Origin of the sequence: Brevibacillus sp. NL20B1 (assembly GCF_018195675.1) — a bacterium.
In the GTDB taxonomy this organism is placed as follows: domain Bacteria; phylum Bacillota; class Bacilli; order Brevibacillales; family Brevibacillaceae; genus Brevibacillus; species Brevibacillus aydinogluensis.
This window is the reverse complement of the sequence record NZ_JAGTPT010000002.1, coordinates 95,371-116,418: the sequence shown is the minus strand read 5'-3', so window position 1 is coordinate 116,418 and position 21,048 is coordinate 95,371. Positions and strand designations below refer to the sequence as shown.

General features: G+C 58.4%; 19 protein-coding genes. All 19 read left to right on the top strand.

Translation table 11 applies throughout. From position 1 onward, the window contains the following. Nucleotides 1-155: 155 nt before the first annotated feature. The 19 genes from KDN35_RS02285 to KDN35_RS02195 all read left to right on the top strand — a co-directional run bounded on the left by KDN35_RS02285 (nucleotide 156) and on the right by KDN35_RS02195 (nucleotide 21,046). The gene (locus KDN35_RS02285) at nucleotides 156-1,013 is read left to right on the top strand and encodes a carbon-nitrogen hydrolase family protein (protein WP_171564890.1); all 858 of its coding nucleotides are present in this window, start codon (nucleotides 156-158) and stop codon (nucleotides 1,011-1,013) included. Nucleotides 1,014-1,029: 16 nt separating this feature from the next. After that, nucleotides 1,030-1,707, top strand: a complete 678-nt coding sequence (locus KDN35_RS02280; RefSeq protein ID WP_171564889.1) for a GNAT family N-acetyltransferase — start codon at nucleotides 1,030-1,032, stop codon at nucleotides 1,705-1,707. 54 nt (nucleotides 1,708-1,761) lie between these two features. Then, complete coding sequence (locus tag KDN35_RS02275) at nucleotides 1,762-2,433, top strand: GNAT family N-acetyltransferase (RefSeq protein ID WP_212131985.1); 672 nt, start codon at nucleotides 1,762-1,764, stop codon at nucleotides 2,431-2,433. Between the two features lie 123 nt (nucleotides 2,434-2,556). Next, complete coding sequence (locus tag KDN35_RS02270) at nucleotides 2,557-2,805, top strand: hypothetical protein (RefSeq protein ID WP_171564887.1); 249 nt, start codon at nucleotides 2,557-2,559, stop codon at nucleotides 2,803-2,805. Then, complete coding sequence (locus KDN35_RS02265) at nucleotides 2,802-4,115, top strand: sigma-54 interaction domain-containing protein (RefSeq protein ID WP_171564886.1); 1,314 nt, start codon at nucleotides 2,802-2,804, stop codon at nucleotides 4,113-4,115. Before KDN35_RS02270 ends, KDN35_RS02265 begins: the two co-directional genes overlap by 4 nt. 173 nt (nucleotides 4,116-4,288) lie before the next feature. Beyond that, nucleotides 4,289-5,365: a tartrate dehydrogenase gene (locus tag KDN35_RS02260; RefSeq protein WP_171564885.1), complete on the top strand. Its 1,077-nt coding sequence runs from the start codon at nucleotides 4,289-4,291 to the stop codon at nucleotides 5,363-5,365. A 3-nt stretch (nucleotides 5,366-5,368) separates the two neighbouring features. Beyond that, the gene (locus tag KDN35_RS02255) at nucleotides 5,369-6,814 is read left to right on the top strand and encodes an aldehyde dehydrogenase family protein (protein ID WP_212131984.1); all 1,446 of its coding nucleotides are present in this window, start codon (nucleotides 5,369-5,371) and stop codon (nucleotides 6,812-6,814) included. A gap of 13 nt (nucleotides 6,815-6,827) precedes the next feature. Continuing rightward, nucleotides 6,828-7,586: an SDR family oxidoreductase gene (locus KDN35_RS02250; protein ID WP_212131983.1), complete on the top strand. Its 759-nt coding sequence runs from the start codon at nucleotides 6,828-6,830 to the stop codon at nucleotides 7,584-7,586. 19 nt (nucleotides 7,587-7,605) lie between these two features. After that, complete coding sequence (locus KDN35_RS02245) at nucleotides 7,606-8,475, top strand: energy-coupling factor transporter ATPase (RefSeq protein ID WP_171564882.1); 870 nt, start codon at nucleotides 7,606-7,608, stop codon at nucleotides 8,473-8,475. Continuing rightward, nucleotides 8,472-9,332, top strand: coding sequence for an energy-coupling factor transporter ATPase (locus KDN35_RS02240; protein WP_171564881.1), 861 nt, complete (start codon nucleotides 8,472-8,474; stop codon nucleotides 9,330-9,332). The genes KDN35_RS02245 and KDN35_RS02240 overlap by 4 nt, the downstream gene beginning before the upstream one ends. 12 nt (nucleotides 9,333-9,344) lie before the next feature. Continuing rightward, nucleotides 9,345-10,181, top strand: coding sequence for an energy-coupling factor transporter transmembrane component T family protein (locus KDN35_RS02235; protein WP_212131982.1), 837 nt, complete (start codon nucleotides 9,345-9,347; stop codon nucleotides 10,179-10,181). Nucleotides 10,182-10,244: 63 nt separating this feature from the next. Further along, the gene (locus tag KDN35_RS02230) at nucleotides 10,245-10,802 is read left to right on the top strand and encodes an ECF transporter S component (protein WP_171564879.1); all 558 of its coding nucleotides are present in this window, start codon (nucleotides 10,245-10,247) and stop codon (nucleotides 10,800-10,802) included. A 139-nt stretch (nucleotides 10,803-10,941) separates the two neighbouring features. Further along, the gene (locus KDN35_RS02225) at nucleotides 10,942-12,159 is read left to right on the top strand and encodes a M20 family metallopeptidase (protein ID WP_171564878.1); all 1,218 of its coding nucleotides are present in this window, start codon (nucleotides 10,942-10,944) and stop codon (nucleotides 12,157-12,159) included. Between the two features lie 22 nt (nucleotides 12,160-12,181). Further along, complete coding sequence (locus KDN35_RS02220; protein ID WP_212131981.1) at nucleotides 12,182-13,504, top strand: MFS transporter; 1,323 nt, start codon at nucleotides 12,182-12,184, stop codon at nucleotides 13,502-13,504. Between the two features lie 119 nt (nucleotides 13,505-13,623). Next, nucleotides 13,624-15,405 carry a M3 family oligoendopeptidase gene (locus KDN35_RS02215; protein ID WP_212131980.1) on the top strand — a complete coding sequence of 594 codons (1,782 nt, stop codon included), beginning with the start codon at nucleotides 13,624-13,626 and terminating at the stop codon, nucleotides 15,403-15,405. 100 nt (nucleotides 15,406-15,505) lie between these two features. Continuing rightward, complete coding sequence (locus tag KDN35_RS02210) at nucleotides 15,506-15,736, top strand: hypothetical protein (RefSeq protein WP_171564875.1); 231 nt, start codon at nucleotides 15,506-15,508, stop codon at nucleotides 15,734-15,736. A gap of 347 nt (nucleotides 15,737-16,083) precedes the next feature. Then, entirely contained in the window at nucleotides 16,084-18,303 is a 2,220-nt protein-coding gene (locus tag KDN35_RS02205; RefSeq protein ID WP_212131979.1) for a hypothetical protein, read from the top strand. A 45-nt stretch (nucleotides 18,304-18,348) separates the two neighbouring features. After that, nucleotides 18,349-19,515 (top strand): HEAT repeat domain-containing protein, encoded by a 1,167-nt coding sequence (locus KDN35_RS02200; RefSeq protein ID WP_212131978.1) that lies wholly within the window; start codon nucleotides 18,349-18,351, stop codon nucleotides 19,513-19,515. Nucleotides 19,516-19,630: 115 nt separating this feature from the next. Then, nucleotides 19,631-21,046 carry a glycosyltransferase family 2 protein gene (locus KDN35_RS02195; RefSeq protein WP_171564872.1) on the top strand — a complete coding sequence of 472 codons (1,416 nt, stop codon included), beginning with the start codon at nucleotides 19,631-19,633 and terminating at the stop codon, nucleotides 21,044-21,046. Nucleotides 21,047-21,048 lie beyond the last annotated feature (2 nt).

The following is a 21,048-nucleotide window of genomic DNA, read 5'->3' as shown; positions in this document are numbered from 1 at the left end:
ATCGGCATTTCTCCATACGGCTGTCTGTCCTGGTACAGACAGCCGTGTTCCGTATTCAGGATACCTGCGGCAAAAGTGCGGCCGCAGGAAGACTTTGGCGCGCTTTTTTGCTATAGTTTAGCTATCACGAATATTGCGAGGAGGAAATCGTCTTCATGAAGATGCGCGTCTCCGCGGTGCAGTATCACCTGCATACCATACAAAGTTTTGATGAATTTGCCCGCCAGGTGGAGCACTACGTGAAAACGGCGGAGGAGTACGAAACGGAATTCCTGCTGTTTCCGGAACTGTTCACCACGCAGCTGATGTCAATTGGCGACGGGACAGGCAGCGCCCTGCCCATTACCGCCCTCCCATCGTTTACGGAGGACTACGTCAATCTGTTCTCCACGCTGGCCGCCCGGCATGGCATGCACATCATCGGCGGCACCCACATCATTGAAGAAAACGGCCGGCTCTACAACACAGCCTTCCTTTTTTACCCGGACGGACGTGTCGGCCGTCAGAAAAAGGTCCACATCACCCCGTGGGAAATCAAGGGATGGAACATGGGCGCAGGAGACGGACTGGAGATTTTCGAGACGGAGAAAGGGAAAATCGCCGTGATCATTTGCTACGACATCGAGTTTCCCGAACTGGTGCGGATGGCCAAGGCGCGCGGTGCCGACGTCATCTTCTGCCCGTCGTGCACCGACGATCGGCACGCGTTCCACCGCGTCCGCTACACCAGCCATGCGCGCACCATTGAAAACCAGGTGTACGTAGTCGTCACGGGCACTGTCGGCTCGCTGCCTACGGTCGATTTCATGCGGGCCAACTTTGGGCAAGCGGCCGTGCTGACGCCCAACGACGTGCCGTTCCCGCCGCGCGGCGTCCTGGCAGAAGGGGAGATCAACCACGACATGATCGTCACCGCCGACCTGGATCTGCAGCTCCTGTACGACGTGCGGGAAAAAGGCTCCGTCACCACCTGGCGCGATCGCCGCATCGACCTGTATCCTGATTGGAAGTAAAACGGAGGGAAGCCTCATGTACCGCAAAGAGCTGTACGTCTTTGATCAGGACAAGCCGGTCAAGGCGATGATCCGCAATTATACGCCGGACGACTTTGACGAGCTGATCCGGATCCAGCAGGAGAGCTTTCCGCCGCCGTTTCCCTCGGAACTGTGGTGGAACAAGGAGCAGCTGACCAACCACGTCACCCTGTTTCCCGAGGGAGCCGTCTGCGTCGAGGTGGACGGCGTTCTCGCCGGCTCCATCACCGGCCTGCTGGTCACGTTTGACCCGGCTCACCCGGACCACACCTGGGAGGAAGTGACCGACAGCGGCTACATTCGCAACCACGATCCCAACGGAGACACCCTGTACATCGTGGACATCTGCATCCGTCCGTCCCACCGCAAGCTGGGGCTGGGCAAATGGATGATGCAGGCAATGTACGAACTGGTCGTCCACAAAGGGCTGAAGCGCCTGTTGGGAGGCGGCCGCATGCCCGGCTACGGCCGGTACGCCGACCAAATGACGGCGGAAGCGTACCTGGAAAAGGTGGTAGCGGGGGATCTGAAGGATCCGGTCGTGACGTTTCTGATGCGCTGCGGCCGCACACCCCTGAAAGTGGTGGCCAACTACCTGGAAGACGAAGAATCTCGCAATTACGCTGCGCTGATGGAGTGGAAAAACCCCTTTATGTCCGCAACGAGACAATAGTGCTCCATGCAGACAATCGAGCGCCCATAAATATAGGCGAGGAGGAATAGATCCGTGCAGTACATTCGCATTGCAAGCATTGACGATCCCTTGTTTGCGCGCATGCATCGCCTGATGCAGGAAGTGTTTCCGCCGGAAGAAGTGCTGGCGTTTGACTTGTGGAAAGAACCGCTGGAAGACCCGGGCATCCGCGTATTTGTGGCCGTCCACGAAGGCGAGGTCGTAGGGGCGACCGAGTACCGCTACTACGCCGACCTGAACGTGGCCATGACCGACTTTACGATTATCGGGCGGGAGGGGCTTGGCATCGGACGTTTTCTCGCGCGTGAACGGCAAAAGGACCTGAACGCCCTCGCTGCGGCGCAGGGCAAGCAGTTATACGGCATGTTCGCAGAGATTTACGATCCGTACCGGGTAGAGAACCACGAATTTGGCGGGATCAAGCCGATGGACCCATTCGTGCGGCGGGAAGTGCTGTCCCATTTCGGGTACAAGCGAATTGACTTCCCGTATGTCCATCCGTCCTGGCAAAATGACGGCGAGGCCGTTTCCGGTCTTGACCTGTGCTTCCTGCCGACTAACGAGGACCAGGACAGCCTGGAAGCCGATCTGATCGTCACCTTCCTCACCCGCTACTACGCCGTCCTGCCGCAAAAGCCGCAGGCGTGGGTGGAGATGGTGGAACGCCTGTCCGGAATGGACCGCGTCCCCCTTCGTCCGATCTGACGGGAACGCGGTGGCTGCCGGACACTTGAAAAACTCCTGTGGAGCCGATGGCGCTTCACGGGAGTTTCTTGCACCCACAGAAAATGAACTCGTCCCCACGCCGGGAAAAAGGAGTGACGGGAGATGAAAGCCAAAAATCTGGCCGCCATTCTGCTGTACGTGGCTGTACTATTCCATCTGCTCGGGATGAGCGGGTGGGTAGTCCCCGAGATGGTGCAGCCGATTCAGCTGGCAACGTTGGGGTTGATGCTGGCGGCGCTGGTGGTCCTCAGGCAGAAGAAGCGCAGGACCAAACGGCGAACGGCGCGAAAACCGCCCGCGGAAGTGAACGCCCTGGTGGACCGGGCGCAAGAGGGGGATGCGGCAAAGTGAACAGCAACATCCACATCCAGGCCATTTTGGACGCCTCGCATGACGGCATCATCGCCGTCGACCGGGATTCCACCGTCATCTGGGTAAACAAGAACGCGATCGAAATCCTCGGCCTCCCCGCCGACATCGTCGGAGAGAAGATCACCCGCTACATTCCGAATTCCGACATGCTGCGCATCCTGGCGACCGGCAAAAAGGAGATCGGCGACATCGCTACCGTGCTCAACCGGCAGATCATCATCAACCGCCTGCCGATCATTGTGGATGGCGAGATCGTGGGAGCAGTCTCCACATTCAAGGAGATCACCGACGTACAAAAAATGGAAATGCGCATCCGCAAGCACTACATGGAGAGCGGACTGGAGGCCAAATACCGGCTGGAAGACATCGTCGGCTGCTCGCAGGCCATCCGCGAGGCGAAAGCGTGGGCGGCCAGTTTCGGAAAGACGGAGGCGACCGTACTGATTACGGGGGAGACCGGGACGGGAAAAGAGCTGTTTGCGCAGGGCATTCACCTGGTCAGCCAACGCTCGGCCGGTCCGTTCATCGCCGTCAACTGCGCTGCTCTGCCCGGCAACCTGTTGGAAAGCGAATTGTTCGGCTACGAGGATGGAGCATTCACCGGAGCGCGCAGGGGAGGAAAGCCGGGGCTGTTTGAGCTGGCCCACGGCGGCACCTTGTTCCTGGACGAAATCGGTGAGCTGTCGCTGCCGATCCAGGCCCTTTTGCTTCGCGTCCTGCAGGAGAAAAAGGTGAGGCGAATCGGCGGGGAGCGCATCGTGCCCGTCGACGTGCGGATCATCGCTGCGACCAACCGCGATCTGGAGCAGCAGATAGCGTCCGGCCAGTTTCGCTCCGATCTCTACTACCGGCTGAACGTGCTGACGCTGGAAATCCCTCCGCTGCGAGAGCGGAAAGAAGACATCCCCGACCTGGTCTGGTCGATCATTCACGAGGTGGGCGAGCGAAGAGACAAAGCGATCAGGGAGGTGGACCCGGCGATCTTTGCCCTGCTGGAGCAGCACAACTGGCCCGGCAACGTGCGCGAACTGCGCAACGTGGTAGAGCGCATGGTGCTGTTGTGTCAATCCGACCGCCTGGACGCGTCTGATGCCGAATTTTTTGTCAGCAAAATCCAGCGTGTCCGCGATAGACCGCAGCCGGGCGAATCTGAGGAAGCCATGCTGATTCGGAAAGTTTTGGAAGAGACAAAGGGAAATCGGATGGAGGCGGCGAAGATACTCGGCATGGACAGGACTACTCTGTGGCGAAAGCTGAAAAAGTACGGATACAACGGAACGCGCCGGTGACACATGCTGCATGGATTGCAACACATGTTGCACGTTTTGCAACAACGAGTGTACGCCATGCAACGAGTAGCGACCGTACATGCCACAATACGACTGAAAATTATGAATATACCGACTGTGGTATGGGATTTGCAAGTGAAAAAGGGCATCCTCATGGCAAAGGAGGAGCCACGATGAAGCATTACGCGGTCGCGGTCATTGCCGGAGACGGTATCGGACCGGAGGTGATGGAGGAGGGACTCGCTCTCTTGCAGGCGGCTGCCGAGATTCACGGCGGACTTGCCTTTGAGACCTCGACTTTTCCCTGGAACTGCCGGTATTACCAGGAGCACGGGCGGATGATGCCGGAGGACGGCCTGACGACCCTGCGGCAGTTTGACGTCATCCTGCTCGGGGCGATCGGTGATCCCAGCGTGCCTGATCACATCTCCGTCTGGGAGTTGATCCTTCCGATCCGGCGAGCGTTTCAGCAGTATGTCAATCTTCGGCCGATCAAGCTGCTGCGCGGGCTGGAGAGTCCGCTGCGCTGCAAGGGGCACGCCGATCTCGACTTTGTCGTCGTGCGGGAAAACACAGAAGGTGAGTACTCCAACATGGGCGGACGCCTGCACGAGGGCACACCGTATGAGCTGGCGGTGCAAAACAACGTCTTCACCCGTTACGGCGTGGAGCGGATCGTGCGCTACGCCTATCGGCTGGCAAAAGAAACCGGCAAGCGGCGCCTGACAGCGGCGACGAAGTCCAATGGCATCAACCACTCCATGCCGTTTTGGGACGAAATCGTCAAGGAAGTGAGCCTGGAGTACCCGGAGATTGAGACCCGGCTGACACACATTGATGCGCTGTCCGCCTATTTTGTCAGCTGCCCGGAAACGTTTGACGTCGTCGTCGCCAGCAACCTGTTCGGTGACATCCTGACCGACCTGGGTGCGGCCCTCGTCGGCGGGCTGGGATTGGCCCCGTCCGGCAACATCAATCCGGAAAAAAACTACCCTTCGATGTTTGAACCGATTCACGGATCGGCGCCCGACATCGCGGGCACAGGCACTGCCAATCCGATCGCGACCATCTGGAGCGTGAGCATGATGCTGGATCACCTGGGCGAGCGGGAACTGGGCAGGTTGGTGCTGGACAGCATCGAAGACGTCCTGGCGGAGCGGCGCGTCCGCACGCCGGACCTCGGCGGGACAGCCACCACGCGGGAGATGGGGCAGGCCATCCGTGAACAACTATACCGCAGGGGAGGATGACCTATGGAAAGGACACAGGCACAGGTGCATCACTACCGACTGTACATCGACGGTACATGGGTGGAGACAGACGAGTGCATTCCCGTCACTCACAAGTACACGGGCGAGGTCATCGCCACGATCGCCAAGGCAAAGCGGCAGCACGTGGAAGACGCCGTCACATGCGCGCTGGAGACGTTCCGCCGAAGCACCCTGACGCCGAGCATGCGCGCAGACATCCTGCTGGAGGCAAGCCGGATTGCCGAACAACGCCGGGAGGAATTGGAACTGTCGCTGGTCAGGGAAGTGGGCAAGACACGCAAAGACGCCCGGGGCGAGCTGGACCGTGTCATCAATACACTGCGGCTGTCGGCCGAGGAAGCAAAGCGGATTGCCGGTGAGATGGTGCCCCTCGCGGCTACGCCGGGTGCGGAAAACCGGATCGGCTTTGCCATCCGCGTGCCCAAAGGGGTGATCGGGGCGATTACGCCGTTCAACTATCCGCTGCTCCTCGGCACGCATAAGGTCGCTCCCGCCATCGCCGCAGGCAACACAGTGGTGCTGAAACCGGCGACCGCCACGCCGATCGCGTCCTTTCTGCTGGTGGAACTGTTGGAACAAGCCGGCCTTCCAAAAGGGCACGTCAACATCGTCACCGGCTCCGGCAGCCAGGTGGGAGAATGGATGCTGGACGATCCCCGGATCGCCATGTACACCTTTACCGGCTCGGCGGAGGTGGGCGCCATCATCAAGCAGCGCAGCGGCCTGCGACCCGTGGCGCTGGAGCTGGGCAACAACTCCCCCAACATCGTCCACGAAGACGCCGACCTTGACCTGGCGGCGAAGCTGATCGCCCAGCGCAGCTTTCACAACGCGGGGCAGGCCTGCATCGCCGTGCAGCGAATCCTCGTGGCCGAGCGTGTCGCCGAAGCGTTTACAGAGGCATTCCTGCACGAGGTTCGTCAACTGCGCGTAGGCGATCCGGAAGACCCGGAGACGGACGTCGGGCCGATGATCAGCGAAGCGGAAGCGATCCGAGCGGAAAACTGGGTGCAGGAAGCTGTCGCGCAGGGGGCGGAGCTGCTTTGCGGAGGCCGGCGGGACAAAGCCGTGTTCCATCCGACGGTGCTGACGCGAACCACCCCGGAGATGAAGGTAAATTGTCTGGAGGTGTTCGCCCCGGTCGTCACCATCATCCCCTACCGCACCATCGAGGAAGCCTTTGCCGTCGCCAATGCATCCAGCTACGGCCTGCAGGCAGGCATTTTCACCAACGATTTGAACATTGCCATGCGGGCTGCACGGGTGCTGGAGTACGGCGGCGTCATCATCAACGACGTCTCTACGTACCGCAATGACGTGATGCCCTACGGCGGCATCAAGAACAGCGGTCTGGGCAAGGAAGGGCCGCGCTACGCGATCGAAGAGATGACCGACCTGCGCATGGTCGTGATGAATCTGAAACAGTAGGGGGGGCGTGCCAATGCTGTTGAAAGACAAGGCGGTTATCGTCACGGGTGGCGGTTCCGGCATGGGAAAAGCGATCTGCCGCCGCTTTGTGCGGGAGGGGGCACGGGTGGCCGTCGTCGATTGGAACGGGGAAGCCGCCCGGGAGACAGCCGAAGCGTGCGGCTCTGACGCATGGGCGGTTCCGGCAAACGTGGCCGTTGACGCCGAAGTAAAGGGGATGGTGGAGCGTACAGTTCAGCGCTTCGGCACGGTGGACGCCGTCGTCAACTGCGCCGGGGTGCCGATGACGTTTACCCCGGTCGAGGAGGTGTCGGAAGAGCTGTGGCAGCGGATCATGGATGTCAATGTCAAGTCCATCTACCTGACGTCCAGGTACGTCGTTCCCGTCATGAAACAGCGGGGAAGCGGCGTGATCCTCAACATCTGTTCGATCGCCGGCATCCGCGCCCGCCCGGGACTAAACGCGTACTGCGCCTCGAAGGGAGCGGCGATCATGCTGACCAAGGCGTTGGCAATCGAACTGGCTCCCTACAAGATTCGCGTAAACGGGATCAATCCCGGTCCGGCGGAGACGCCGATGCTGCGCCAATTCATGAGCGGGGATGCGGAGAAAATCTCCAGGGACACGCAGGAGATCTTTGTCAGCAGCGTCCCGCTCGGCAGCCTGATCCAGCCGGACGATATCGCTCATGCTGCTCTTTATCTGTGCAGCGACTTGTCCCGAATGGTGACCGGGGAAATTGTCAACGTGGACGGCGGGCGGGGAATTTAAGTGAAAGCGAGGGGAACGCATGACAAACGAGCCGCTCATTCGCATAGAAAACGTCTCGTTTTCCTATCAGGTGAACCACGAACAGCAGATTCCCGTCCTGCACGGCGTCTCCTTTGAGGTGTACCGGGGTGAACACCTGGCCATTATTGGCCACAACGGCTCGGGAAAATCGACGATCTCCAAACACCTCAATGGCATCTTGACGCCGCGGGAAGGCGATGTTTGGGTAAACGGCATCAATACCCGGGACAAGAAGCGGATGCACGAGATCCGCAGCCTTGTCGGCATGGTTTTTCAACATCCCGACAACCAGCTTGTCGCCACCATCGTTGAGGAGGATGTCGCCTTTGGGCTGGAAAACATCGGCGTGCCGCCGGAGGAAATGAAGCAGCGCGTCGACTTTGCCCTGGAGTCCGTCGGAATGAGCGCGTTCCGCCACAGGCCGCCGCACCATCTGTCTGGGGGACAGAAGCAGCGGATCGCGATTGCCGGCGTCCTCGCGATGAAACCGCAGTGTCTGGTGATGGACGAAGCCACCAGTATGCTGGACAGCTTCGGACGGCAGGAGATACTTGCTGTCGTCCGCAGACTTCATCGCGAAGGCATGACGATCGTGAACGTGACGCACCACATGTCAGAAGCGGCGGCAGCGGACCGGGTGATCGTGATGGAAGGCGGCCGGATCGCGCTGCAGGGCACCCCGCGGGACGTGTTTGCCCAGCATGAGCGGCTGCGTGAGCTTCACTTGGACGTCCCGGACGCTAGCCGGATTGCTGCATGGGTCCACCGGGAAGTGCCGGCGTTTTCCCCCGCGCTGATTCACAACGAGGAAGTGGTGGCGGAAGTAAACAGGCTCACGCTTAAACGGGCGGAGGCGAGCGGATCATGAGTCAGCCGATCATTGAAGTACGGAATCTGTCACACGTGTACATGCAGAACACCCCGCTGGAGCACCGCGCCCTCACCGACGTGACCATGCAGGTGGCAGCAGGGGAGTGTATCGCCATCATCGGTCACACCGGATCGGGCAAATCGACGCTGATTCAACATTTCAACGGCTTGATCCGTCCCCAGTCCGGCACCGTCATCGTCAACGGGCTGGACGTCTCCCATCCGAAGCTGGACGTAAAAGCGCTCAGGCGTCAGGTGGGGCTGGTCTTTCAAAACCCGGAAGACCAGATTTTCGAGAAGCTGGTCGGCGATGACGTAGCGTACGGCCCGTTCAAGATGGGGCTGCCGCTGGATGAGGTGCGGCGCCGCGTACAGTGGGCCATGGAGCTGGTCGGGCTGTCGTTTCAGGAGATGAAAGACAGACCGACGTTTGCGCTCAGCGGCGGCCAAAAGCGGAAGGTGGCCCTGGCCGGCGTGCTGGCACTTGCGCCCAAGGTGCTGGTGCTGGACGAACCGACGGCCGGGCTTGACCCGCGTTCGCGCAACGAGCTGTTGGAGCGGATACGCCGGCTGAACCGAGAGGAAGGCCTGACGGTCATCTTCGTCTCCCACAACATGGAGGAAGTGGCCCGGCTGGCCGACCGCGTCTATGTCATGGCCGGCGGGCGGACCGTCTGCACAGGCACCCCGCGCGACATCTTTGGCAACCAGGAGATTTTGCGCGCCCATCGGATCGGAACGCCGGAGAGCGTCGACATCCTCTACCGGCTGCGGGACCAGGGGTATTCGGTCGATGTGGGGGCGTACCGCGCCGAAGAAGCAGCGGAGCAAATCGTGACGTTGATCAGGCGGTGAGGAGGGATTCGCATGTCCGCCGAATTTGAATTGACCCGAAACATCACGATCGGCCAGTATCTGCCGACAGGTTCGATCGTGCACCGGCTCGATCCGCGGTTTAAGTTGGCCGCCTTTGTCATCCTCATCCTCGCGATTGCGATCTGCGGCACCTACGCGGGCAACCTGTTCGGTCTCCTTGTCTGCTTGTGGCTGTTTCACCTCGCCAGGATTCCGCTGCGCTACGGCCTGTCCGGGGTAAAACCGGCTGTGCCGTTCATCCTCATCTTGGCCGTGTTGCAGCTGCTTTTTTACGGGGAAATCGCCCGAGGCGGGACCATCTATCTCCAGTACGGTATTGTGACCATCTCCAGCGAAAGCGTTCGGCTGGTGATCGTGTCGGCAATGCGGTTTGTGGAGGTGATCTTTCTCTCCAGCGTGCTGACGCTCAGCACGTCGACGACCGAGCTGACGCACGGGATGGAGCGGCTGTTACGGCCGCTTGCAGCCATCCGGTTTCCCGTCCACGCGTTCGCCCTGATCATCACCATCGCGATCCGCTTCGTGCCCACCTTTGCGCTGGAAATGGAAAAGATGATGAAGGCCCAGGCGTCGCGCGGCGCCGACTTTGGCACCGGCGAGTGGTGGCGGATCGTAAAACGGACGAAAGACATGCTGCCGATTCTCATCCCGCTGTTTAACGTGGCGCTGTCTCGCGCGGAGGACCTGATTCTCGCCATGGAGGCGCGCTGCTACACGCCGGGAGCGGCTCGGACGCGCTACGCCCACTACAAGGCGCACGGCAGGGATTACGCTGCCATTGCTGCAAGCGTGGTCATGGCTGCGGTGATGGTGGCGATACCCTGGTAGTGGAGAGTGCTTGCTGGACGGAAAAATCGCCAATAATCAGCATTCAATTAGGAGGGAAGACGCATGGAAAAGGGCTTGACGGTTCGCAAAATTGTGATCGCCGGTGTGTTAGGGGCCATTGCCATCCTGCTGGGCGTGACGCGCCTCGGCTTCATTCCGGTCCCGACGGCGGCAGGCAATGCGACGATCATGCACATCCCGGCAGTGATCGGCGGCATTGTGGAAGGGTGGGGCGTTGGGTTGGTGATTGGTCTCATTTTCGGTGTTTCTTCCTTTTTAAATGCCACAGTTCCGCTGTTTAAAGACCCGTTGGTCGCCATCCTGCCGCGGCTGTTTATCGGGGTCACGGCGTACCTGACGTACACGGGTTTGCGGCGTCTCAACGAGCATGCAGCGATTGCCCTTGCCGGCTTTGTGGGTTCGATGACAAACACGATCCTGGTGCTCGGGATGGCGGTTATCCGCGGCTACATGCCGGTCGGCGTCGCTGCCAGCGTAGCGGTGTTCAGTGGCCTTCCGGAAGCGATCGTCTCCGTTATCGTGACGCTGGCTGTCGTGGTGGCGTGGAAGAAAATCGGCTCGGCCGGCAAACAAAAGTCAAAAATTTCAGGAGATTTGTGATAGCGGGATGATGTACTGTCGGTTGCGTGCATGTGAGCCAGCGGCGGAAGTTGTGATGCAGGGGGACTGACGGAAACGGACCAGCGGAATGCCGTCCCATCGCGGTATCCGTGCAGAATCTGGAGAGGAGCGATTGTCCATGAATCAAGTCATTTCCTATGTCGATGAGCAGGAAGTCGTTCGCCTGACGCAGGAGTTGGTGCGTATCCCGAGCGTGTATCGGCCAGGTCAGCCGGATGGCAACGAAGAGCGGGTCGCCCAATTTGTCGCCGAGACCCTGCAGCAGATGGGACTTCAGGTATTTTACGAGGAAGTGGTGCCGGGGCGGCCCAACGTGATCGCCTTTTACGATTCCGGCCGTCCGGGCAAAACGCTTCTCTTTGAGGCGCATACGGACGTTGTGACGGAGGGGGACCGCGACGCGTGGAGCTACGACCCGTTCGGCGGGCAGATCGCAGGCGGCCGCATCTACGGCCGGGGCGCCTGCGACACAAAAGGCAACCTGGCGGCGGCAATCTGTGCCGTCAAGGCGATTCAGCGTTCCGCCATCCCATTTCCGGGCAAAATTCTGCTCTGCATCCCTTGCGACGAAGAAGGCATGATGATCGGGATCAAGGATTTCATCCGCCGCGGGTGGGCGGACGGTGTGGATGCTGCGATCATCTGCGAGCCCGAGGAAAACCAGCTTTGCATCACGCAGAAAGGGGCAATGCGGGCGATCCTCAGGACCTACGGAAAAATGGCCCACGGCGCCATGCCGCTGACCGGGGTGAATCCCAACACCCGCATGGCCCGGGTGATACTCGCACTGGAGGAGTTGGAACGACGAGAGAAGGAACGTCTGGGAGAGCATCCCATGCTCGGGTGGCCCAGCATCACGCCGACGATTGTGCAGGCCCCGGTCAAGGGAGAACCGCAGATCAACGTCGTTCCCGATCAGTGCATGACTACGCTGGACATCCGCACGGTGCCCGGCCAGGATCACGATGTGCTGCGCCGGGAGATGAACGACATTCTGGAGCGGCTGGCGCACGAGGATGACCAGTTCAAGGCCGTGCTGGACGTGATCGAGGAGCGCCCGTGGACGTTGACGCCAATGGAGGCGGAAGTGGTGCAGGCGGTCGCGACAGCATACCGGGAAGTGGCGAAAAAGGAGCCGGTCTTCAACGGAGTGCCCGGCGCCACCGACGGGACGTTTTTGCACAAGGCCGGCATCCCGATCCTGACCACCGGCGCGGGGGACCGGCACATCCCGCACCACGTCGACGAATACGTGGACATCGCACAACTCGTGGAGACGACCCAACTGTTTGCCCTGTCCGCACTGACCTATCTGACACAGCCGGTTCACGCTTGAAATGCGCGAAGGAGGAACGCCAATGAATCAGGAACAAACCGTGCAGCCATCCGTCGGCGAGCGGACTGTCCGCAAGGTGATGCGGCGAATCATCCCCTTTATTTTTCTGCTGTACATCGTTGCGTTCTTGGACAGGGTCAATCTGGGTTACGCGGCTCTGGAGATGAACCAGGCGCTGGGATTGAGCGCCGAGGTGTTCGGCCTTGTGTCCGGCATCTTTTTCATCGGGTACTTTCTATTTGAAATACCCAGCAATATCCTGATGCACCGGATTGGTGCCCGCATCTGGATCGCCCGCATCATTGTGAGCTGGGGGCTGGTCGTGATCGTCACGGCATGGGCGCAGAACGCCATGCACCTTTACGTTCTCCGCTTTCTTCTCGGCGTGGCAGAGGCGGGCTTCTTCCCGGGGATCATCTTGTACATCACGTACTGGTTTCGGGCACGGGAGCAGGCGCGCGCGTTTGCCTTGTTCATGACGGCGCTGGCCGCTTCCAATATCATCGGGGCCCCAATCTCCACCTGGATCATGGACAACATCTACTGGTTTGGCATGCCGGGATGGCGCTGGATGTTCATCCTGGAAGGTATCCCGGCGGTCATCTGCGGCGTTGTCACTTATTTCTACCTGACGGACCGTCCCGATGACGCGCATTGGCTGACTGCGGAAGAAAAGCAGTGGCTCAATGCGGAACTGGCTCGCGAACAGATGGCCAAACAGCACCAAAAGCGGTATACGACCAAAGACGTGCTGGCCAACCCGCGCGTGTGGCATCTGGCCCTGATTTACTTCACATTGGTCGTGGGGTTGTACGGAATCGGTTTCTGGATGCCGACGATCATCAAGCTGCTGTCCGGCAAGCTGACCAATACGCAGGTGGGATTGGTTACGATGATTCCCTATGTGATCGGCGGATTGGCGATGATTGCATGGGCCCGCCGCTCGGACCGTACCGGGGAACGGCGGATGCACGCGGCTATCCCTCCGGCGGTGGGAGCGCTCGGGTTGATCATCTGCGCCTTTACCGACGATCCGTACCTCTCCGTCCTCATGATGGGTGTGGCGACGGCTGGAATATACAGCTTCTTTGGACCGTTCTGGGCGCTGCCTGCGCTGTTCCTCAGCGAGGAAGCGGCGGCGGTGGGCATCGCGTTGATCAACTCCATCGGCAACCTGGGCGGTTTTCTCGGCCCTTATGCGCTCGGGTATTTGAACGAAGCGACGGGCAGCATGACAGCCAGCTTGTTTTTTCTCAGCGGGTTTTTACTCCTGTGCTCCCTGCTGACGCTGGCGATCAAGCGGCAGACCCTGGTGCAGCATCCCGAAACAAAGATGAAAGTGTAAGCGTTGCCCCTACCCGGAATCAGGGTAGGGGTTCCTTTTGAAAAACTTGCTCACTCCATAAGATTTTTTTTACAATAAGGAAGGAATTGATCAAGAAGTTGCTAAGGAGGCACGTGTGTATGGAGATGCGCTGGAGTTTGGACGTGTTGTACCCGTCTTTCGATTCCCCGGAACTGCAAAAAGATTGGGACAAATTGTGCAGTGAGATGAAGGAACTGAAAGCGTGGAGCAAAGAGCACCTGCATGGGCAGGATGACGCCGTGAACAAAATGGAAACGTACATAACCAAACTGACGTCTGTGCTGCAAACGCAGTCCCGTTTGTATCATTTTGCCGAGCTGACCGCCAGTGTCGACGCAAAAAACGAACGCGCCCTGCAATTGGTGGAACGGATTCAGGAGCAGGCGGTGGAACTGGTGGAGCCAGGCGTCCAGTTTCAAAAGTGGTTGGGATCGCTTTCCGGCCTGGACAGTCTGATCAGCCAGTCTCCGCTGCTGGAAACGCACCGGTTCTTCCTCACAGAGACGGCGCAAAAGGCAAAGTACCTGCTGAGCGAAAAAGAAGAAATCATTCTGGCAAAGATGAAAAACACCGGCTCCAACGCATGGTCGAAGCTGCAGGAACTGCTCACCTCCACACTAATGGTAGACATCACCGTCGATGGCGAAGCGAAACAGCTGCCGCTGTCGGTCGTGCGCAACATGGCCTACGAAAAAGATCCGCAAGTGCGCAGGACGGCGTATGAGGCTGAACTTGCAGCGTACAAGAAAATCGAGGAATCGTCTGCAGCCTGCCTGAACGGCATCAAGGGCGAGGTGATCACCACCGTCAAACTGCGCGGCTACGAATCTGCTCTCGACAAAACGCTGCAGGACTCCCGCATGGACAAGGAAACGCTGGACGCGATGTTGACCGCGATGCGCGAAAGCCTGCCCGTCTTTCACAAGTACTACCGGACGAAAGCGAAGCTGTTGGGCCACGCGAACGGACTGCCGTTCTACGATCTGTTTGCGCCCGTGGGAGAGGCGGACATGCGCTTTACGTATCAAGAGGCGCGGGACTTTATCGTCAAACACTTCGGCAGCTTTAGTGAAAAGCTGGCCAACTACGCCGCGCGTGCGTTTGACAACCGCTGGATTGACGCCGAACCGCGCGAAGGCAAACGGGGCGGCGCGTTCTGCCACAACCTGCACGTCGTCAAGGAAAGCCGGATCATGGCCAACTTCACCGGCTCGTACAACGACGTGAGCACGTTGGCCCACGAACTGGGACACGGCTATCACGGTGAGTGCCTGGTAGACGAAGCGTTTTTGAACAGCGACTATCCGATGCCGATTGCCGAAACCGCTTCCATCTTCTGCGAGACGATCATCGCCAAAGCGGCGCTTCAGCAGGCGACCGAGGAAGAGGCGTTTGCCATTTTGGAAAATGCCATCTCCGGCGAAGGACAAGTCATTGTCGACATCTACAGCCGCTATCTGTTTGAATCGGAGGTGTTCAAGCGCCGTGAAAACGGCTCGCTTTCCGTCAACGAGCTGAAGGCAATCATGCTGCAGGCGCAAAAAGAGGCGTACGGCGACGGCCTGGACCACGAATTCCTGCACCCGTACATGTGGGTGTGCAAGCCGCACTACTACTTTGCCGATTACAACTTCTACAACTTCCCGTACGCGTTTGGCCTCCTGTTTGCCAAAGGGCTGTACGCCGAGTACCTGAAGCGCGGCGCTTCGTTTGTTGAACAGTACGACCAATTGCTTGCGGTCACCGGCAAGATGAACATAGCCGACGTTGCCGCCATCATGGACGTGGACGTCCGCTCCGTCGATTTCTGGCGCGGCTCGCTCGCCCTGATCGCGGAGGATGTGGAGACATTCGTCTCCCTGGCCGCATCCCGCAGCTAACCGACCTACCCAAGAGCCCGACGATTACCGTCGGGCTTTTACGTGTGTATAGCCAGCCGGTCAGGTGGAGACGATATGAAAAAAAGGATGAGGTGATATTGTGGTGAACGGATTGCAGTTGCTTGATCTTCTGCGGGAAACGGAAAACAAGATGCTCCATTTACATAGAGCCATCGACAGGATTACGAATGAACCCGATTTCAAGGAGTCGGTCAGCGTCTTGACCGAGGTAGTGCGGGATTACCAGTTGCAGTTGGACAAAATGAAACAGGCGTTGGGCAAAATCGAGATTGGCCAGCAACACTCCTCTCAACAGTCCACCCACCAGTAGACCCAGCCTTGTTGTAAAGAACATGTAATAAATCAGCCTTCCATGTAAAGTGGAAGGCTTCTTTTTTGGGAGCAACATACCAATTTTTTCAAGTAAAATGGACCTATGTATGCGTTTACATATCCTGCCATTCCATTTCTTTTGTCCATATGTCCTTGACAGGTTGCAGGACTGGTTGATGATTTATCTGGGAATTTGGGCACGAAAATGGAATTGTATTACATTTTCGTTACAAAACAGGTGTTCGTGAAGCAGGAAACTGCGACTATGGCCGGTGTGGAATTTCCTGCCGTATAATGACCGACAGGCGTGTCAATCCGAGTAAAACGTGATCGGGGAGTGTCGAGATGGAGAAGGCTGGGATTCGCAAACGAATCAGTTGGCTGCTCCTCGCGGGATTCGCCGGCGCCACTGTCGGCTTTGCCATGTGGATGTTTCCCACGTCTGCCCAGGTTGAGACGGTGCAAACGTCGGAGGGACACCATATAAAATTCCGCACGCACGGCGAGCAGCTACAGATGTATAAAGACAGCACGTGGAAACCCTACTTCGTTAAAGGGATAAACTTGGGGGCATCCCTGCCGGGGCATTATCCTGGCGAACTGCCGATCCAAAAAGAAGACTACGAACGCTGGTTCGGCCAGATGTACGAATTGGGTGTCAGAGCCGTGCGGATTTACACCATCCATCAGCCTGTCTTCTACGAGACACTGGTGGAGTTCAATCGGAAGCACGCCGATGATCCGCTCTACCTGATTCAGGGAATCTGGTCGCCGGAAGAAGCGCTGATTGAAAAGAAGGATGCGTTTTTACCGGAGATCAAGACCGAGTTTCGCCAGGAAATCGAATACGCCGTTGGAGCGGTGTACGGAGACATCGAGATTCCCGAACGGCAGGGCAAAGCAAGTGGTACATACACAGCCAATGCCGGTCCCTACCTGTTGGGCTGGCATATCGGAACCGAATGGGACCCGGAAATGGTGAGCCAGACAAACCGAGTGCGCAGACAGGAACCGATGTATCACGGGCGTCACTTTCAGGCCGCTCCCGCAGCCACGCCGTTTGAGAGCTGGCTGGCGGAGATGCTTGATTATACAGCCCAACTGGAAGCCAAACGGGGCTGGCAGCATCCGGTGACGTTTACCAACTGGGTCACGACCGATCCGCTCTCCCATCCGGGTGAACCGATCATTCACGAGGACATGGTCAGCGTCGATCCGACGCATATCCAGAACGTCAACTGGGAGGCGGGTTTCTTCGCCGCCTATCACGTCTATCCGTATTATCCGGACTTTTTCCGGTTTGATCCGGAGGTCAGAACGGTGAAAAACGAGCGCGGCGAGATCGATCCGTACAAATCCTACCTCAGGCAATTGAAGTCCCACCACAAAGGGATGCCTGTCATGGTTACCGAGTTTGGTGTTCCCTCGTCCTTGGGAGTCGCGCACCTTGGCCCCTTGGGACGCGATCAGGGCGGACACGACGAGCGCGAGCAGGGACGCATCAATGCGGAACTGCTTCAGGAGATTTACGCCGAAGGGTATTCGGGCGCCATACTGTTCACCTGGCAGGACGAATGGTTTAAACGGACCTGGAACACCATGCGGTTCGAGATTCCGGAAGACCGGCGGGCGTACTGGAAAAACGAACTGACCAATGAATCGTTCTTCGGGCTTCTGGCGATGGATGCCGGCAAGGAAGATGATCTGGTCATCGACGGAAAGGCGGACGATTGGGACAGGCTGCCGGCGGAGGAAAAACGAAAGATGCCGGCACATATGCCCGGATTTCGCGACATCTGGATGACGCATGACGAAGCTTACGTCTACTTGCTGGCCCGGTTGGACGGTGCGTTCCAGCCGGAGAAGGAAACGTTGTACCTCGGCTTTGACACCATACCGGGCGGCAACCGGCAATCCGGCGAACTGCCCGGACTGTCGCTGGATGAGGGACTGGAGGCGCTCGCTGTGCTGGGAACCGAGCAGGAAAGCCAGGTCAAACTGGCGGCCCAATACGATTTCCATCGCCGACTGTACGGAGAGCGTTTCGGAATGTTGAGCATCCCGGAGGAAGAGCGCCAAGACAATTCCGGAGTGTTTACGCCGGTGAAGCTGGCGGTCAGCCTGGAGATGACTCCCCCGGATACGAAGCAGTACCATCCGTTTGAGGAGGTGGTGGTAGGAAAATTACGTCGGGGGACGACCGCTGTTGGAAAAGAAGGCTACAGCTCACAGGCACACTGGCAGGTCAACGGTGAGTGGTTGGAAGTACGCATTCCCTGGATGCTGATCGGGTTTACCGATCCAAGTACAAAACACGTCCTGAGCTATCGAGACGGCAATACAAAGTCGTTTGACGCCGTCAAGACCGAAGGGATTCGCATCATTGCCCTGCGGGGGGATAAAGCGTCCGGACGGCTCCAGGGAGTGGACGGCACCGTTGTTCCGCTCTCGACATGGGAGCGGTATACCTGGCGGGAGTGGGAACTGCCGCAGTTTTCGGAACGACTCAAAGAGAGCTATTCGATCTACCAGAAACCGCTGCAGACCATTCCGGCCGACCGCTAGTGGCAAGGTAGTCAAGTTAGAGGAGAGGAGAGGAGAGCGAGAAGCATGTTTCAACATCTGCAGATCGCATACGGGTTTATCTGCGTCGCATCCGCATTGATTGTCAGCGGGATGGTCCTCCTGCTCGTGTTCAAGTGGCGAAACCTGCGTGTGGCTCGCATGAAAGACGAAGCACGAAAAAAGCAGCAGGACTATGTGGCGTACGTCATCGCTCATCTCGATGCGGATGAGGAGTTGAAACTCCCGATTGGTCCGCTCGACAAGTGGGACCTGGCCGTGTTGGAAGAGCAGTTGATCGAGCTGGCGGAGCGCGTCAAAGGAAGACACCGCGAGCGGCTGGCCGAATTGTTTGAGCGGCTGGGGCTACCGGAAATGGAACTGGCCCGTCTGTCCCGTTCGTTTGGCGTGAGCCGCTTGGACGCTGCCTACAAATTGGGAGCGATGGGGTGCAGCCAGGCTGCTCCTGCGCTGTTGTCGGTCCTGAAAACGGAGCGAGACGAACCGGGCCGCTTTATCATCGCCCGCGCTATCGCCCGTTGCGCCAGAGATACGGCGGATCTGCGTGAAATGGTTACGCACATGGTCGCCCTTTCTCCGGAATCGCCCCGGCTTATGGCCGAGATTCTGAGCGAGTCGGCTGTCGATCCTGTGCCGCTGATGCGGGAGTGGATCGAACATTCCGATTGGCGGCTGGTGCTGGTTGCGATGGCCGGGATGCCGTCCACGGCTGACCAGGAGCTGCTCAGCAGCTTGTGGAAGCTGATCGGTGCGGACGAGAAAGAGATCCGCATCAACGCAGCCAAGCTGCTGCTCCGTTCAGGGGATGGGGTGACGCCACAGCAGGTGGAATCGCTCATTACGCACCCGGATTGGGAGATCAGATCGCTTACGGCCAAGTCGATCGGCAGATGGGCAGACGACCGCTATGTGCCGCTGCTCAGTCGGGCCATTGAAGACGAGAACTGGTGGGTGCGGTACAATTCCGCCCGCAGCCTGGCCGCACTCGGCGACGACGGATTCAGAGCCCTGTGCGAGATCGCTTCGCAGGCGAAGCAGCCTGAAATCGCCGACCTGGCCATGCAAAACATCCAGGAAGCGCTCCGCAGCGAGAGCGACGACAGCGGTCAGGCTGGTGCCGCAGGAGCCAAAACCAAGCAGGCCATGTACCACTCTTATTTCAACACGCAGCAGGCAGGCCATATGACAGGATAAGCGTGGAATACTTCCCCGAGAAGGGAGATAGCAGCACGAACTACTTCCGTGAGAGAAAGCCAACTTCATCGGAAGGTCTACGATGGAAGATTTCTTCGGAGGGAAAGGAGGAATTATGCGCGATCTGTTGCTGGGTTACGGGTTGTTTGCCATGTACTACGTCATGGTGGTCAACTCGATATACCTGCTGATTACCATCTTCTCGCATCTGAACATCTCGAAGATCATGAAGCGTTCCCGGTATACCCGTTATCAGTCACTTGCCGGATCGGATCGGGTCCCGCCCGTCTCCATCCTGGTGCCGGCATTCAATGAGGAGCTGACGATTATCGAGAACGTTCGCTCCCTGCTGGCTCTGCATTATCCGCAGTACGAAGTGATTGTCATCAACGACGGGTCCAAGGACGATACGCTGCAGGTGCTCATCAAGGAATTTGGATTGATCCGGCAGCCGCACGCCCGGATCCGCAATGTGGTGCACTCGTCGCCCGTTAAAGGGATTTATCACAACCCGCAGTACCCGCAGCTCTATGTCATCGACAAGGAAAACGGCGGCAAGGCGGATTCACTCAACGCAGGCATCAACTTGTCCCACTATCCGCTGATCGCGTCAATTGATGCCGATTCCTTGCTGGAAAAAGACGCACTCATCCGGATGGCACAGGTGTACATGGAAAATCCGGAAGAGACCGTCGCCATCGGCGGAAACGTGCGCATCGCCAACGGTTGCCTGATCGAGGACGGCATCGTCAAGAAAGTGAGGCTTCCTGACAAACTGCTGCCGATGTTTCAGACCATCGAATACATGAAAGCCTTCCTCGGCGGTCGGATTGGATGGAGCTCGATCAACGGCTTGATCATCGTGTCGGGGGCATTTGGCCTCTTCCGCAAAGACTGCGTGATCAAAGTTGGCGGCTACCGCGAAGGGTACCCCGGCGAGGACATGAACATCATCATTAAATTGCACAAGTACATGCTGGAGAACAAGCTGAAGTACCGTGTTGCCTTTTGTCCCGATGCTGTCTGCTGGACGCAGGCGCCGGACACATTCCGTATCTTGAGCAGTCAGCGCAAGCGCTGGGGCCGGGGTAACCTGAAAAACATGCTGGAATACCGGCACATGCTGTTCAATCCGAAGTATAAGATCATGGGCCTGTTGACCATGCCTTACAACGTGATGTTTGAAACGCTGAATCCCTATTTCAAGCTGACCGGGCTGCTCGCCCTGATCGGATACAGTTTGATGGACATGACCGATGCACACATCGTTCTGGTCTTTATGGCGATCAACCTCTTGTACGGCTACATGCTCACCGTCAGCGCCATTTTGCTGGAAGAGCGGGCGTTCCGCCGTTATCCGAAAATGAGCGATCTGGCCAAGCTGCTGGGATACGGATTCCTGATGTTTTTCGGGTACTACCAATTGGGAGCGATTTGGCGCCTCCTCGGTCACATTGAGTTTTTCCGCAAGAACAACACGTGGGGTGTCATGACGCGGCAGAGTTGGAAAGTAGAGACGCGACAATCGTGACG

Bases quoted from the DNA above. Each gene is read 5' to 3' on its own strand.
- KDN35_RS02285 (WP_171564890.1), top strand. From the start codon at position 156: ATGAAGATGCGCGTCTCCGCGGTGCAGTATCACCTGCATACCATACAA.
- KDN35_RS02280 (WP_171564889.1), top strand. From the start codon at position 1,030: ATGTACCGCAAAGAGCTGTACGTCTTTGATCAGGACAAGCCGGTCAAG.
- KDN35_RS02270 (WP_171564887.1), top strand. From the start codon at position 2,557: ATGAAAGCCAAAAATCTGGCCGCCATTCTGCTGTACGTGGCTGTACTA.
- KDN35_RS02260 (WP_171564885.1), top strand. From the start codon at position 4,289: ATGAAGCATTACGCGGTCGCGGTCATTGCCGGAGACGGTATCGGACCG.
- KDN35_RS02255 (WP_212131984.1), top strand. From the start codon at position 5,369: ATGGAAAGGACACAGGCACAGGTGCATCACTACCGACTGTACATCGAC.
- KDN35_RS02250 (WP_212131983.1), top strand. From the start codon at position 6,828: ATGCTGTTGAAAGACAAGGCGGTTATCGTCACGGGTGGCGGTTCCGGC.
- KDN35_RS02245 (WP_171564882.1), top strand. From the start codon at position 7,606: ATGACAAACGAGCCGCTCATTCGCATAGAAAACGTCTCGTTTTCCTAT.
- KDN35_RS02240 (WP_171564881.1), top strand. From the start codon at position 8,472: ATGAGTCAGCCGATCATTGAAGTACGGAATCTGTCACACGTGTACATG.
- KDN35_RS02235 (WP_212131982.1), top strand. From the start codon at position 9,345: ATGTCCGCCGAATTTGAATTGACCCGAAACATCACGATCGGCCAGTAT.
- KDN35_RS02230 (WP_171564879.1), top strand. From the start codon at position 10,245: ATGGAAAAGGGCTTGACGGTTCGCAAAATTGTGATCGCCGGTGTGTTA.
- KDN35_RS02225 (WP_171564878.1), top strand. From the start codon at position 10,942: ATGAATCAAGTCATTTCCTATGTCGATGAGCAGGAAGTCGTTCGCCTG.
- KDN35_RS02220 (WP_212131981.1), top strand. From the start codon at position 12,182: ATGAATCAGGAACAAACCGTGCAGCCATCCGTCGGCGAGCGGACTGTC.
- KDN35_RS02215 (WP_212131980.1), top strand. From the start codon at position 13,624: ATGGAGATGCGCTGGAGTTTGGACGTGTTGTACCCGTCTTTCGATTCC.
- KDN35_RS02205 (WP_212131979.1), top strand. From the start codon at position 16,084: ATGGAGAAGGCTGGGATTCGCAAACGAATCAGTTGGCTGCTCCTCGCG.
- KDN35_RS02200 (WP_212131978.1), top strand. From the start codon at position 18,349: ATGTTTCAACATCTGCAGATCGCATACGGGTTTATCTGCGTCGCATCC.
- KDN35_RS02195 (WP_171564872.1), top strand. From the start codon at position 19,631: ATGCGCGATCTGTTGCTGGGTTACGGGTTGTTTGCCATGTACTACGTC.